This window comes from Pelagerythrobacter rhizovicinus (genome assembly GCF_004135625.1).
Classification (GTDB): Bacteria; Pseudomonadota; Alphaproteobacteria; order Sphingomonadales; family Sphingomonadaceae; genus Pelagerythrobacter; species Pelagerythrobacter rhizovicinus.
The window spans coordinates 180,285-193,231 of record NZ_SDPV01000002.1; the positions used below are offsets into that span (position 1 = coordinate 180,285).

Below are 12,947 nucleotides of genomic sequence, written 5' to 3' on the forward strand. Positions count from 1 at the left end.
GTGTAGAGCTAGGTTTCCCGGCGCGCACGCGCAATGCAATTGCGGTTTGCGTGCGGATATGAGTCCTATGATCTTGATCTCCGATCCTCCCCTTGTGCTGACGCAAAAATGGGGAGGATCGGTTCGTCAGTCTTCCTCGGCGATCGTCACCTTCAGACCGTCAAGATCGGCGGTGAAGGGAATCTGGCAACCGAGGCGCGAGTTCTCGTTCCGATGGTCGCTGCTTTCGAGCAGGTCGTCCTCGTCCTCGCTGATCGCGGGCAGGGCCTCCTTGAACGCCGGGTCGACATGCACGTGGCAGGTCGCACAGGAGCAGCAGCCCCCGCACAGCGCGAGCAGCTCGTCGAAGCCGTTGTCGCGGATGGCTTCCATCACCGTCAGGCCGTCGGCCACGTCGATGGCGGATTCCTCGCCGGCGCGATTGACGACGATCAGCTTGGGCATTGCGTGCTCTTCCCCTATGGCCCGGCCAGTACAGGCCGCTTTGCGCGGGCTGCTAGGCAATCGAACGGATGAAGGCAAGCGGCGGGCGATGGGATTGACGAGCGAGCAGTTGCGCGAGGGGCTGGACGAAGTGGCCGCGCGCGAACCGAAGCTGGCCGAGGCGCTGTCGCGCGTCGGCTACCCCGAGCCGCGCATCCGCCCGACCGGATACCTCACGCTGCTGCGCACGATCGTCGGCCAGCAGGTCAGCGTCGCCGCCGCCGCCTCGGTCTGGCGCAAGCTGGAGGCGGAACTGGGCGAGGAGGTCGCGCCGACGGAGCTGCTCGCGCGCGACTTCGACACGCTGCGCGCCTGCGGCCTCTCGCGCCAGAAGCAGGGCTACGCCCGCTCGCTGTGCGAACTCGTGGTGAGCGGGGAGCTCGACTTCGATGCCCTGCCCGCCGACGACGAGGAAGCGATCGCCGAGCTCACGCGGATCAAGGGTATCGGGCGCTGGTCGGCCGAGATCTACCTGCTCTTCGCCGAGGGACGGCCCGACATCTGGCCGGCGGGCGATCTCGCGGTGCAGGTGGGGATCGGCAAGATCCTCGGCCTCGAGACGCGCCCGTCCGAGAAGGAAACCCGCGCCCTCGCCGACGCCTGGCGGCCCCATCGCGGTGCGGTGTCGCTCCTGACTTGGCACAGCTACAACAACCCTGCGCTCTGACGAAACGCGGCTGACAAGCCTGTCCGCCGCGTCTATCCCTCCGCGCCGGAGATGGGAGGGAGAGTAAAGAAATGAGCGAGCGGAAGGCGATCTTCATAACCGGCGGCGGCTCCGGCATTGGCCGCGCGATCGCGCAGCTCTTCGGCCAGCGCGGCTGGTTCGTGGGCGTGGGCGACATCGACAACGCCGGCATGCGGGAGACGCTGGCGGAGATCGGCGACGGCTTCACTTACGCGCACAAGTTCGACGTGCGCGACCGGGCGGCGTGGGACACCGCGCTGGAGGCGTTTTCCAAGGCGGCCGGCGGACGGATCGACGTGGTGGCCAATAACGCCGGCATTCCGCTCGGCGGCTCGCTCAGCGAGAACACGGTCGAGGAGATCGACCGCTGCATCGACATCAATCTCAAGGGCGTGCTCTACGGCGCGCAGGCTGCGCTGCCGCATCTGCAGAAGACGGCGCCGGGAAGCTGCCTGCTCAACACCGCGAGCGCCGCAGGCATCTACGGGACCAGCGGGGCGTCGGTCTATTCGGCGACCAAGTTCGGCGTGCGCGGAGTGACCGAAGCGCTCGACGCCGAGTGGGCCGAATTCGGGATCCGGGTGCGCTCGCTCTGCCCGGGCTTCATCGACACGCCGCTGCTCGAGCACACGCCGAACGCCGCCAGCAACGAGGCGATCCGCGACCGCGTGAAGGCGGCGGGCTTGGAGATCACGCCGGTCGGCGACGTCGCGCGAGCGGCATGGGACGCGGTGCACGGGGAGAAACTGCACATGCTGGTGGGGCAGACGGCGCGCCGCATGGCCTTCGCCTCGCGCTGGATGCCCGGCCGCGTGCGCAAGATGGCGCGCAGGCAGGCGCGGCCGCTGGGGCGGTAGGGGTAACGACACGACGTTCGGATTCTGCGCATCATTCCCCCGTCATGCTGAACTTGTTTCAGCATCCATTGCGTCTCAGGAGCGGAGCCACGAGGGGAGAAATGGGCCCTGAAACAAGTTCAGGGTGACGCTTCATTGCAGCGCGTCGATCGCCTTGGCCATGTCGATGTCGCGCTGCGACAGGCCGTCCGCGTCGTGGGTGGTCAGCGCGATTTCAACCCGGTTATAGACGTTCGACCACTCGGGATGGTGATCCGCCTTCTCGGCCAGCAGCGCCACCCGGGTCATGAAGCCGAAGGCCTCGACGAAATCCGCGAAGGTGAACGTCCGCTCGATCGCGTCGCGGTCGCTTGCGAGCGACCAGCCTTGCAGATCGCCGAGGGCGATCGTGCGTTCTTCCTCGGTGAGTTTGGCGATGGCCATCCGATCTTCTCCGCTTGCGGTCGGCTTGTGAGCAGACAGCCTTTCGCCTATCGGGCGCGGTCATGCAAGCGATGCTCGCCGCCCGGGACCTGGCCTGCCGCCGCGGCGAGCGACTGCTGTTCCGCGGTCTGTCGCTCGCGTTGTCGCGGGGGGAGGCGTGCCATGTCGCCGGGCCGAACGGGATCGGCAAGACAAGCCTGATCCGCATTCTCGCCGGCCTGCTGCGGCCGTTCCACGGATCAGTCGAGTGCCGCGCCTCGATCGGCCTGCTCGACGAACGCCACGCGCTCGACCCGCAGGTCCCGCTCGACCGCGCGCTCGCCTTCTGGAGCGAGCTCGACGGCAGCGGCGCCTCGCTGATGGCGGCGCACCGCGAGCGGCTCGGCCTTGCCGATCTGGCCGACGTGCCGGTGCGCTATCTCTCGACCGGCCAGCGCAAGCGCGCCGCGCTCGCCCGCCTGCTCGGCCAGCGTGCGCCGGTCTGGCTGCTCGACGAGCCGCTCAACGGTCTGGACACGGCCGGAACCGAACTGGTCGAGACACTGATCGCGGAGCACCGCGCTGCGGGCGGCGCCTGCGTCGTCGCCTCGCACCAGCCGATCCGGCTCACTGAGGGCACGCGTCTCGAGATCACGGATTTCGCCGCATGATCGGCCGGCTGCTCCTGCGCGACCTCGCGCTGCTGATGCCGGGGGGACGGCGCGGCGGAGCGCTGCTGCCGCTACTGTTCTTCCTTGCGGTGGCGATGCTCTACCCGTTCGCGGTCGGCCCCGATGCACCGCTGCTGGCGCGAACCGGCGGCGGAGTGATCTGGGTCGCGGCGCTGCTGGCGGCGATCCTTCCGCTCGACCGGCTCGTCGCACCCGACCTGGCGGAAGGCGTGTTCGATCAGCTCGCGGTGCGGGGGGTGGCGGAGGAGCTGGCGATCGCGGTGCGGATGCTGGCGCACTGGCTCAGCTTCGCCCCGCTGCTCCTGCTCGCCACGTTTGCAGCCGCGGCGCTGCTCGGGCTGGGGCAGGAGACCTTGCGCACGGTGCTCCTCGGCTTGCTTGCGGGCACGCCGGGCCTCGCCGCGATCGGCGTGCTGATCGCCGCGCTGACCGCAAGCCTGCGCGGCGGCGCGGCGCTCGCCGGTCTGCTGCTGATTCCACTGAGCGTGCCGATCCTGATCTTCGGTGCGGGCGCCCTCGCCCGACCCGACGGCGGCGGTCTCGCCTTTGCGGCGGCGATCAGCCTGCTACTTGTCGCAGTGACGCCGTTTGCTGCCGGCGCAGCGATACGAGCCGCTCGGGAGAGCTGACCTCCCTTTCTCCGGGTCCCAGCGGAGGCTTGGGACCTCAGGCCGCGGGCGCTTCGCCTGCGACTGCGCAATCGGGCAGAGCGCCAGTGGCCAGAGGCCCCTGCCTTCGCAGGGGCTCTCGTGCCGCTACTCGTACGGCGGCTTGTGCAGGCCTTTCTGGCTCAGCGTGAAAATCTCGTTCCCGTCCTCTGTGATGCCGATCGAGTGCTCGAACTGGGCCGAGAGGCTCTTGTCGCGGGTCACGGCCGTCCAGCCGTCCTTGAGCAGCTTCACCCACGGGCGGCCGAGGTTGATCATCGGCTCGATGGTGAAGAACATGCCCGGGCGCAGCTCGGGGCCGGTGCCGGCCTTCGCCGCATGGACCACCTCGGGCGCATCGTGGAACAGGCGGCCGACGCCGTGACCGCAGAATTCGCGCACGACGCCGTAGCGGAACTGCCGCGCGTGTTCCTCGATCGCAGCGCCGATATCGCCCAGCCGGGCGCCGGGCTGCGCCTTCTCGATGCCGATCATCAGGCATTCGTAGGTCACATCGACCAGCCGGCGCGCCTTCAGCGGGACGTCGCCGATCAGGTACATGCGGCTGGTGTCGCCGTGCCAACCGTCGAGCAGCGGGGTGACGTCGACGTTGACGATGTCGCCGTCCTTCAGCGCCTTGTCGCCCGGGATGCCGTGGCAGACGACGTGGTTGATCGAGATGCAGCACGAATGCGTGTAGCCGCGGTAGCCGAGCGTCGCCGGTACCGCCCCGCCCGCCAGCGTCAGCTCGCGGACCTTGTCGTCGATCTCGGCCGTCGTCACGCCCGGCTGCATCAGCGGCACGATCGCGTCGAGAATGCTTGCGGCGAGCTGCCCCGCGCGGCGCATCCCCTCGAACCCTTCCGGCCCGTGGAGCTTGATGGTGCCGTCGCGGATGACGGTCTCACGGCTGTCGATCACCTGGTATTCGGTCATGGTGGGGATGTAGGCGTCCTATGGCGCGAATACCAGCACGAGTCCCCGCGAAGGCGGGGACCTCAGGCCGCACCGGACGACGAGGCGGCCCGAGACCCCTGCCTTCGCAGGGGATCAGGCTTTGGGATCAGCGCGCGCTGAACGCCTCGCGATATTCCGGCTTCACCGCTTCGATCACCGCGGCATCAACCGGGAAGTTGAGCTCGTAGCTCCCCTCGGCATAGGGCCCGGCGACATAAGGGCCGAACCAGATGCCGATCCGGTCGAACTTGCCGCCGCCGGAGGAGCCGACGAGCACGGTCGCATCCTTCACGTGCTGGCACGAGTTGAAGCCGGTGCCGTCGTCCCCCGCATCAGTCGGAACCGCCTCGCCGCGGCGCTTCGCGCGCTCCGCATCGAGCGCGTCGCACAGCTTCTGCCCCAGCGCCTCGTCGAGCGCCTCGGCCGACTGGAACAGCGCCACGCCGTCCATGCCGGCGTTCGCCTGCTTGTCCCACACCAGCGACTCGAGGCCGTACATCCCGTGCGCTCCGCCCGAATAAGTCGCGAACTCGCCTGAGAGGCTGAGGTAGCGCGGCAGATCGGCGACGACCTTCCACTCCTTGGAGAAGCTGTGCGCGCGGTAGGGATAGTCGTTCGCTTCCGCCTGCGTCCGGTCGTCTTCCGATTCCGAGATCAGGGCCGCCTTCGCCTTCTCGGCATCCGCGTCTAGGTGGGCGGCCAGTTCAGGAACCCCGCCGACCTGCGCCGGGTAGGCGTAGGAGAAGCTGTAGAGGTCGTTCTCCTCCTTCACCGATTTGGCCGCGCCCGCGGCTTCGGCCGTCGCGGATGCAGTGGCGCCGTCGGCCGAGGCAGCGTCCTGCCCGTCGCTCCCCTCTGCGGAGGGAGAGCACGCCGCGAGCACGAGGGCGAGCGGAGCAGCGGCGGCGAGGGTGCGAAACGACATTGGATTTTCTCCCGGAAATGGCGCTAGGGGAACGGTTATGAGCCATGACACCGACCTTGTTCAAGCCGATCGCGGGCAGGACGCGATTTCCATCCATCTCGTTGCCCGCGACGGCTTCGAGAATTGGGTGAAGAAATTCTCGGCCGGGCAGCGCGCGGCCCTCGCGGCGCAGAAGTTCACCGGCGGCGGATACGAGGTCGGCATCGTGCCCGACGGCGACGCCTGGTTCGCGGTCGGCGGCGTGGCCGATCCGGCCAAGCTGTCGAGCTGGTGCATGGCGAAACTGGCGGAGTCGCTGCCCGCCGGAACCTACCGGCTCGCGGGTGGAGAACCCGGCCCCGCGCTCCACGGCTGGCAGCTCGCACAGTACCGTTTCGACCGCTACCGCAAGGATGACGAAGCGACCGGCCCGCGCGTGCTGCTGACCGGCGAGGCCAGGGCGATCGAGCCTGCCCTCGCCGAAGCGCGCGCGGTGTGTCTGGTGCGCGACCTCGTCAACACTCCGGCCGAGGACATGGGGCCCGCCGCGCTCGAGGCGGAATGCGAAGCGCTCGCCAAGACCCATGGCGCAAAGCTCTCGGTCACCAAGGGCGACGCGCTGGAGCAGGGTTTCCCGATGGTCCACGCCGTCGGCCGCGCCGCCGCGCGGCATCACGCGCCGCGCCTGATGCATCTCACCTGGGGCAAGGAAGGCGACCCGGTGCTCGCGCTCGTCGGCAAGGGGGTGTGCTTCGACTCGGGCGGGCTCGACGTGAAGAACGCCGCCGGCATGCTGCTGATGAAGAAGGACATGGGCGGCGCCGCGCATGCGATCGCGCTCGCGGGCCTCGTCATGGGCGCGAGCCTGCCGGTGCGGCTGCACCTGATCGTGCCGGCGGTGGAGAATGCGATTTCGGCCAACTCCTTCCGCCCGGGCGACGTGCTCCGCAGCCGCAAGGGACTGACGGTGGAAATCGGCAACACCGACGCCGAAGGGCGGCTGATCCTGGGCGATGCGCTGGCACTGGCGAGCGAGCACGGGCCGGACCTGGTGATCGACTTCGCCACGCTCACCGGCGCGGCGCGCGTGGCGCTCGGGCCCGACTACCCCGCGCTGATGACCCGCCGCGACGAAACCGCCGCCGCCCTGATCGCGGCCGGCAAGGCGCACGACGACGAGCCCTGGCGCCTCCCGCTGCCCGAAGCTTACGTCGAATGGCTCAAGTCGGAGGTTGCCGACACCAACAACGCCCACGCCAACGCCTTTGCCGGTGCGAGCGTGGCCGGGCTGTTCCTCGACAAGTTCGTCGGCGAAGGCATCGACTGGGCCCACTTCGACACGTTCGCCTGGCGGCCCGCGGCGAAGCCGGGGCGGCCCAAGGGCGGCGAGGCCTACGGCCTGCGCGCGGCCTTCCATATGTTGCGCCAGCGCTACGGCAACCGTTGACGAGCGGCGCGGGGCGCTTGCCCGGGGCGGCGGCAGCGTTTAAGCGCGCGGCCTGCCAACTTCCGAGGGCCAAGAAGACAACACGTGAGCGCGGCGACCGAATACCATCTGCCTGACGGGCCGATCGGCCTGGAAGGGCCCGTCGTGCGCCCGGCGCCCGGCACGCTGCCATTGCGCGGCGACCTGGCCCATATCGCACTCGCCGGGCGCTATCTGGCCGCGCATTACGTCGTGCCCCAGCCGCGCGCGATCGGGCCGGAGGGTGCTGCGCTGCACTTGATCCCGCGCGACGATTCGGACGTCGTCGTCCAGCTCGATGCGGGCACAGCGATCGAGGCGCTCGACTATGCCGGCGACTGGTGCTGGGCCACCTGCGGCCCCGAGGGACCGAGCGGCTACTTGCGCACCGCCTTGCTCGCGCCATGACCACGACCGTCTTCATCGACGGCGCCGCCGGCACGACCGGGCTCGAGATCGTCGGCCGCCTGCAGGACCGCCCGGAGTTCGCGCTGCTCAGGCTCGACGATGCGCGGCGCAAGGATTCGGCCGCGCGGCGCGAGGCGCTGAACGAATGCGACGTGGCGATCCTCTGCCTGCCCGACGATGCGGCGCGCGAAGCTGTTGCGATGATCGATCCGGCCTCCGGCACGCGGGTGATCGATGCCTCCAGCGCCCATCGGACGGCCGGGGGCTGGACATACGGCTTTCCCGAACTGGTCGGCCGCAAGGCGGTCGCAGGGGCCGAGCGAGTCAGCAATCCCGGCTGCTATCCGACCGGCTTCCTCGCCCTCGTCGCCCCGCTCGTGCGCGCCGGGCTGATCGCTACCGACTGGCCCTACACCGTCAACGCCATCTCCGGCGTCTCGGGCGGCGGCAATGCGCTCATCGACCGCTTCGCCCGCGAGGCCGACATCGCCTTCCGTGCCTATGGCCTCGCCGGCGGGCACAAGCACTTGCCCGAGATGCAACGGCACGCCGGGCTGGCGCACGCTCCGGTCTTCGCACCTGCGGTGGTGCCTGCCTACCGCGGGATGCTGGTCGAAGTGCCGCTCAACCTGCCGGCGATGGGCCGCAGTGCCTCGCCGCAGGCGCTGCAGACGGCGCTGGCGGAGTTCTATGCCGGATCGCCGATCGTACGCGTGGCCGGCTATCCGTTCGAAGGCAGCGAGATATTGCTGTCGCGCGACGCCGCGCCGTGGGACGGGCTGGAGCTGTTCGTGTTCGGAGACAAGCCCTCGCACGTCCGGCTTGCGGCCGTCCTCGACAATCTCGGCAAGGGCGCGAGCGGCGCGGCGGTGCAGTCGCTCAACCTGATGTGCGGCCTTGCCGAAACCGCCGGACTGCGGCTCCCGACGTAGGATTCGCCGATTACGCCGTTTGCCAAAACGCACTTGCCGTAGTTCGAAAGCGGTTCCCTCCCCCGTCATGCTGAACTTGTTTCAGCATCCATTCGTCGAACTGCGCTGTCCTTGCTGGTGGCACGATGGATCCTGAAACAAGTTCAGGATGACGAGGGTGGGCGACGGGTTTCTTCCACACGACCTGGATGCATTTACCAACGGCGTAGCTGCCTAAAGTTTAGGCACTGACTGGATTCCGATTAGGCACTCGGCGGCGAGATTGCTGCCCCCGCGCTCCGCGTCCGCCTGCGCGCGCGTTGGCACGCTTCTTGATTTGCCCCGTGGGGTAAGCGATGAGCCGGCCGGGCGGACGAAGAGCCGCACGTGTCGGCACATTGCGCAGGGATCGGATGGAATGAAGAAGATCGAAGCGATCATCAAACCCTTCAAGCTCGACGAGGTGAAGGAGGCGCTGCACGAAATCGGCGTGTCGGGCATCACCGTGACCGAGGCGAAGGGTTTCGGCCGCCAGAAGGGGCATACCGAGCTCTATCGCGGCGCCGAATACGTCGTCGATTTCCTGCCGAAGGTGAAGCTCGAAGTCGTCGTCGGCGACCAGCTCGCCGAGCGCGTGGTGGAGGCGATCGCCGCCGCCGCGCAGACCGGCCGGATCGGCGACGGCAAGATCTTCGTCACCAATATCGAATCGGCGCTCCGCATCCGCACCGGCGAGCGGAACGAGGACGCGATCTGAAATTACCCCTCCCGCTTGCGGGAGGGGAGAAATGAAGGAAGAAACCACATGTCCAAGGCCAAAGACGTCCTCAAGCAGATCGAGGAGCAGGAGATCGAGTGGGTCGACCTGCGCTTCACCGACCCCAAGGGCAAGTGGCAGCACCTGACCATGACAGCGGCGATGCTCGGCGAGGACGAGCTCGAGGACGGGCTGATGTTCGACGGCTCCTCGATCGCCGGGTGGAAGGTGATCAACGAGAGCGACATGATCCTCAAGCCGGATCTGGAGCGGACCTACATCGATCCGTTCAGCGCGACGCCGATGCTGATCCTGTTCTGCGACATCGTCGAGCCCTCCACCGGCGACTGGTATGGCCGCGATCCGCGCTCGACCGCCAAGCGGGCGGAGAACTATCTCAAGACCACCGGCATCGGCGACACCGTCTATGTCGGGCCCGAGGCCGAGTTCTTCATGTTCGACGACGTGCGCTTCGAGGATGGCTATGCCGGCTCGGGCTACGCGATCGACGACATCGAACTGCCGACCAACACCGGCCGGGAATACGAGGCGGGCAACCTCGCCCACCGTCCGCGCGCCAAGGGTGGTTACTTCCCCGTGGCCCCGGTCGACAGCGCCGTCGACATCCGCGGCGAGATGGTCTCGACCATGATCGAGATGGGTCTCAAGTGCGACAAGCACCACCATGAGGTCGCCGCCGCGCAGCACGAACTCGGCCTGCTGTTCTCAACCCTGGTCGAGACGGCCGACAACATGCAGATCTACAAGTACGTCGTGCACCAGGTCGCGCATGCCTACGGCAAGACGGCGACCTTCATGCCCAAGCCGATCAAGGACGACAACGGCAGCGGCATGCACACGCACATGTCGATCTGGGACGGCGGCAAGCCGACCTTCGCCGGCAACGGCTATGCCGGCCTGTCGGACAACTGCCTCTACTACATCGGCGGGGTCATCAAGCACGCCAAGGCGCTGAACGCCTTCACCAACCCGACCACCAACAGCTACAAGCGGCTGGTGCCGGGCTTCGAGGCACCGGTTCTGCTCGCCTATTCCGCGCGCAACCGCTCGGCGAGCTGCCGCATCCCCTACGGCGCGGGCGACAAGGCCAAGCGCGTGGAGTTCCGCTTCCCCGATCCGATGGCCAACCCCTATCTCGCCTACGCGGCGCTGCTGATGGCCGGCCTCGACGGGATCCAGAACAAGATCCATCCAGGCGAGGCGATGGACAAGAACCTCTACGACCTGCCGCCAGCCGAACTGGCCGACGTGCCGACCGTCTGCGGCAGCTTGCGCGAGGCGCTCGAGTCGCTCCAGGCCGACCACGACTTCCTGCTCAAGGGCGACGTGTTCACCAAGGATCAGATCGACGCCTACGTGGAACTCAAGTGGGAGGAGGTCCTGCGCATGGAGACCACCCCCTGCCCGGTCGAGTTCGACATGTATTACAGCGCCTGATCCGGCGGTCGAGAACCAGGAAAGGGGCGTCCGGGCACGAAGTCCGGACGCCCTTTTTGCCGTTCTGCCGGGATCAGTTGGGGCCGCGGACGAGCAGGCCCCGGCGCGCCACCTGCCAGAAGCAGCCGACCAGCAGGAAGACGGCGAACATCGTCAGCCAGTCGAGCGGTGCAGGCGCCCCGACGAGGCCGCAGTGGGCGAGCAGCGCCCATCCACCGCCGACGATGAACAGCAGATAGAACGCGCTCGCGACCGAATCCCGCGACATCGCGCGCTGGAGCTCGTCGGTGTGCCGCGCCTGGATCAGCCCCAGCACGTTCGCAAGCAGCAGGAACCCGATGGCGCCGGCCGCCGCTATCCCGCCGCCGATCGGCCCCAGCGGCTCGGCCAGCACGAGCACGAACAGCGCGCCGCTCAGCGCCGCCATGGCGACGCAGCTGTAGCCGAGCATGAGGCGCTGCTCGCGCAGTTCGTCGGCGTCCTCGACGTTCAGGAAGCGCGCACCGACCCGCGGGCTGGCAATCCCGACTCCCACGCCGATAGCGATGAGCAGATAGAGAACGCCCACTACGCCCGCGATCTCGCGCGACCGCCCGAGGCTCCGCGCCCCCTCTCCATCGACGAGGTTGAGGAACAGCAAGGTGGCGGCAAAGCCCGACACGGCCCCCACGATGACGGGGACGGCAAGGCGCCGCGCCAGCGACTTCTCCCGATTTGCGACATTCATAGCTCTGGCTCCCATTCGTCGATGAACAGATCGGGCACCGCCACGCCGAACAGTTTCGCCATGCGCAGCGCCAGCGGCAGCGAGGGGTCGTACTTGTCGGTCTCGACCGCATTGATCGTCTGCCGCGAGACACCGAGCCGCCGGGCAAGTTCGCCCTGGCTCCAGCCCTGTTGCTCGCGATGATCCTTCACGCGGTTGAGCACCGAACGACTCCTCTGCCTGTAAAGAGCTCTTTACTGTAAAGACCTCTTGTCAGTCAAGAGCTCTTTACAGCCGCGTGTCGCCCGGGCGGGGCCTACAGCTTTTCGCCGCGTCCGTAGGGCCCCTGAACATCGCGCTTGATCCAGTCGGCAAGGAGCCGGAGATAGCCGTCGGTGATCCGCGTGCCCGTCCGCGAGCCGTCGGCGTTCTCGCGGTATTCCATCATGCCGTGATCGGTATCGGGGAACAGATAGACATCGATCGACTGCCCCGCCCCGGCCAGCTCCGCCAACACCGCGCGCGTCCGCTCGATCGGAGCCTCGCGGTCGTCTTCGGCGAGGACCCAGAGAAGCGGGACATCCAGCTTCGCCAGCGCGGCCTTCGCATCGTAGTCCCAGATCAGTTCCAGATTGTCGAACCGCGCACGGCCGATGCGGCGCAGGTCCGCATCGCTCATCCGCAGCATGTCGCCGCTGTACTCGCCGGCAATGGTCGCGGCCCACGGAGCGTCGCCGATCTCGCGCCGCACGGCTTCGAGCGCCTCGAACCCGCGCGCGAAATGCGTGCGCACCAGCTCGGCGGTGGCGTCGGAGAGCCGCTCCACCTGTGCCATCTCATCCGCGGCAAGGCCCATGCGGCGCGCCTCCTCCAGCAATTGCGCCCGGTCCTCCTCGATCGGCGAGACGACCAGGCCGAAGCCAATGGCGACGAAATCGGCCGGCGTGCGCGTGGCGGCGAGCGGGGCGACCCAGCCGCCCTGGCTGCCGCCGAAGAAGCCGGTCCTCCCGAAGCGGCCCGCCGCCGCGCTTCGTGCCTTCTCCAGCGCCGCAGCCGCATCGGCCGCGAGCAGCTCGAAGTTCTGGGTGTAGGTGCCGTCCGACGCACCGGTGCCGCGCTTGTCGTAAACGAAGACGGAAACCCCCTGCGCGGCCAGCATGTAGGCGTAGACGCTGCCGATCGCGGCGGTCCGTTCCGAACCGTGCACCATCACCACCAGCGGTCGCGCAGGATCGGGCGGCCCTGCCGGCTCGACCAACTGACCGGCAAGGCGGGTGGCGGCGCTGTCGAATGTGGTATCCGTCTCGCGCGTCTCGCGCCGCGGCCATGACTGCGGTGCGCCATCTGGTCCGGCAACTGTGGCGATATCGCCCTCGCAGGTGACGGCCGCTCCGGGGCCATCCGTGCTGCCGCGGCGACCGTCGCGGAACAGATAGCGCTGGCCGGAACCGGCGGTACCGGCCGCGCCTAGCACGACGAATGCCTCGTCGGCCGTACCATAGATGCCGGGCCGGCACGGGCCCTGCGCCGCGGCCCCCGCGGCCGAAAACGATAACGTCAGCGCCATCGCTGTCCATCGCAGCATCGCCGATCGCCTTGCGTTTGTGTTCGA

At 68.3% G+C, this 12,947-nt stretch carries 16 protein-coding genes; 9 read left to right on the forward strand and 7 right to left on the reverse strand.

The genetic code is table 11. The features are described 5' to 3' along the window. Nucleotides 1-126: 126 nt before the first annotated feature. Nucleotides 127-444 (reverse strand): 2Fe-2S iron-sulfur cluster-binding protein, encoded by a 318-nt coding sequence (locus ETX26_RS08915; protein ID WP_129524361.1) that lies wholly within the window; start codon nt 442-444, stop codon nt 127-129. 88 nt (nt 445-532) lie between these two features. Here ETX26_RS08915 and ETX26_RS08920 point away from each other — a divergent pair, with 88 nt between their 5' ends. Both ETX26_RS08920 and ETX26_RS08925 read left to right on the forward strand, forming a co-directional pair. Next, entirely contained in the window at nt 533-1,150 is a 618-nt protein-coding gene (locus ETX26_RS08920; RefSeq protein ID WP_129524362.1) for a DNA-3-methyladenine glycosylase family protein, read from the forward strand. A 71-nt stretch (nt 1,151-1,221) separates the two neighbouring features. Then, nucleotides 1,222-2,028 (forward strand): SDR family oxidoreductase, encoded by an 807-nt coding sequence (locus ETX26_RS08925; RefSeq protein WP_129524363.1) that lies wholly within the window; start codon nt 1,222-1,224, stop codon nt 2,026-2,028. A gap of 132 nt (nt 2,029-2,160) precedes the next feature. Here the strand turns inward: ETX26_RS08925 and ETX26_RS08930 are convergent, their stop codons facing one another. Continuing rightward, nucleotides 2,161-2,490: a 4a-hydroxytetrahydrobiopterin dehydratase gene (locus ETX26_RS08930; protein ID WP_263853398.1), complete on the reverse strand. Its 330-nt coding sequence runs from the start codon at nt 2,488-2,490 to the stop codon at nt 2,161-2,163. Nucleotides 2,491-2,513: 23 nt separating this feature from the next. On the opposite strand from ETX26_RS08930, the gene ccmA reads away from it, so the two are divergent. Together ccmA and ETX26_RS08940 are read left to right on the forward strand one after the other, a co-directional pair. Beyond that, nucleotides 2,514-3,101 carry a heme ABC exporter ATP-binding protein CcmA gene (ccmA, locus tag ETX26_RS08935; RefSeq protein ID WP_129524365.1) on the forward strand — a complete coding sequence of 196 codons (588 nt, stop codon included), beginning with the start codon at nt 2,514-2,516 and terminating at the stop codon, nt 3,099-3,101. Beyond that, nucleotides 3,098-3,751, forward strand: coding sequence for a heme exporter protein CcmB (locus ETX26_RS08940; RefSeq protein ID WP_129524366.1), 654 nt, complete (start codon nt 3,098-3,100; stop codon nt 3,749-3,751). Before ccmA ends, ETX26_RS08940 begins: the two co-directional genes overlap by 4 nt. Before the next feature lie 126 nt (nt 3,752-3,877). Here ETX26_RS08940 and map read toward each other — a convergent pair whose 3' ends face one another. Both map and ETX26_RS08950 read right to left on the reverse strand, forming a co-directional pair. Beyond that, nucleotides 3,878-4,705 (reverse strand): type I methionyl aminopeptidase, encoded by an 828-nt coding sequence (map, locus tag ETX26_RS08945; RefSeq protein WP_129524367.1) that lies wholly within the window; start codon nt 4,703-4,705, stop codon nt 3,878-3,880. A 127-nt stretch (nt 4,706-4,832) separates the two neighbouring features. Beyond that, a complete protein-coding gene (locus tag ETX26_RS08950; protein WP_129524368.1) occupies nt 4,833-5,651 on the reverse strand; it encodes a DUF4163 domain-containing protein in 819 nt (272 codons plus the stop codon). Between the two features lie 37 nt (nt 5,652-5,688). Between ETX26_RS08950 and ETX26_RS08955 the strand changes: the two genes are divergently transcribed. From ETX26_RS08955 to glnA, 5 genes are all read left to right on the forward strand, one after another. Continuing rightward, complete coding sequence (locus ETX26_RS08955; protein ID WP_129524369.1) at nt 5,689-7,077, forward strand: leucyl aminopeptidase family protein; 1,389 nt, start codon at nt 5,689-5,691, stop codon at nt 7,075-7,077. An 84-nt stretch (nt 7,078-7,161) separates the two neighbouring features. Continuing rightward, nucleotides 7,162-7,503: a hypothetical protein gene (locus ETX26_RS08960; RefSeq protein WP_129524370.1), complete on the forward strand. Its 342-nt coding sequence runs from the start codon at nt 7,162-7,164 to the stop codon at nt 7,501-7,503. Then, nucleotides 7,500-8,435: an N-acetyl-gamma-glutamyl-phosphate reductase gene (argC, locus tag ETX26_RS08965; RefSeq protein WP_129524371.1), complete on the forward strand. Its 936-nt coding sequence runs from the start codon at nt 7,500-7,502 to the stop codon at nt 8,433-8,435. The genes ETX26_RS08960 and argC overlap by 4 nt, the downstream gene beginning before the upstream one ends. Nucleotides 8,436-8,832: 397 nt before the next feature. Further along, the gene (locus ETX26_RS08970) at nt 8,833-9,171 is read left to right on the forward strand and encodes a P-II family nitrogen regulator (RefSeq protein WP_129524372.1); all 339 of its coding nucleotides are present in this window, start codon (nt 8,833-8,835) and stop codon (nt 9,169-9,171) included. Between the two features lie 48 nt (nt 9,172-9,219). Further along, nucleotides 9,220-10,629 (forward strand): type I glutamate--ammonia ligase, encoded by a 1,410-nt coding sequence (gene glnA / locus ETX26_RS08975; protein ID WP_129524373.1) that lies wholly within the window; start codon nt 9,220-9,222, stop codon nt 10,627-10,629. A gap of 73 nt (nt 10,630-10,702) precedes the next feature. Here glnA and ETX26_RS08980 read toward each other — a convergent pair whose 3' ends face one another. The 3 genes from ETX26_RS08980 to ETX26_RS08990 all read right to left on the reverse strand — a co-directional run bounded on the left by ETX26_RS08980 (nt 10,703) and on the right by ETX26_RS08990 (nt 12,920). Next, nucleotides 10,703-11,356 (reverse strand): hypothetical protein, encoded by a 654-nt coding sequence (locus ETX26_RS08980; protein ID WP_129524374.1) that lies wholly within the window; start codon nt 11,354-11,356, stop codon nt 10,703-10,705. Beyond that, the gene (locus tag ETX26_RS08985) at nt 11,353-11,559 is read right to left on the reverse strand and encodes a helix-turn-helix transcriptional regulator (RefSeq protein WP_129524375.1); all 207 of its coding nucleotides are present in this window, start codon (nt 11,557-11,559) and stop codon (nt 11,353-11,355) included. Before ETX26_RS08985 ends, ETX26_RS08980 begins: the two co-directional genes overlap by 4 nt. Nucleotides 11,560-11,651: 92 nt before the next feature. Beyond that, nucleotides 11,652-12,920 carry an alpha/beta hydrolase family protein gene (locus tag ETX26_RS08990; protein ID WP_129524376.1) on the reverse strand — a complete coding sequence of 423 codons (1,269 nt, stop codon included), beginning with the start codon at nt 12,918-12,920 and terminating at the stop codon, nt 11,652-11,654. Between the last annotated feature and the right edge of the window lie 27 nt (nt 12,921-12,947).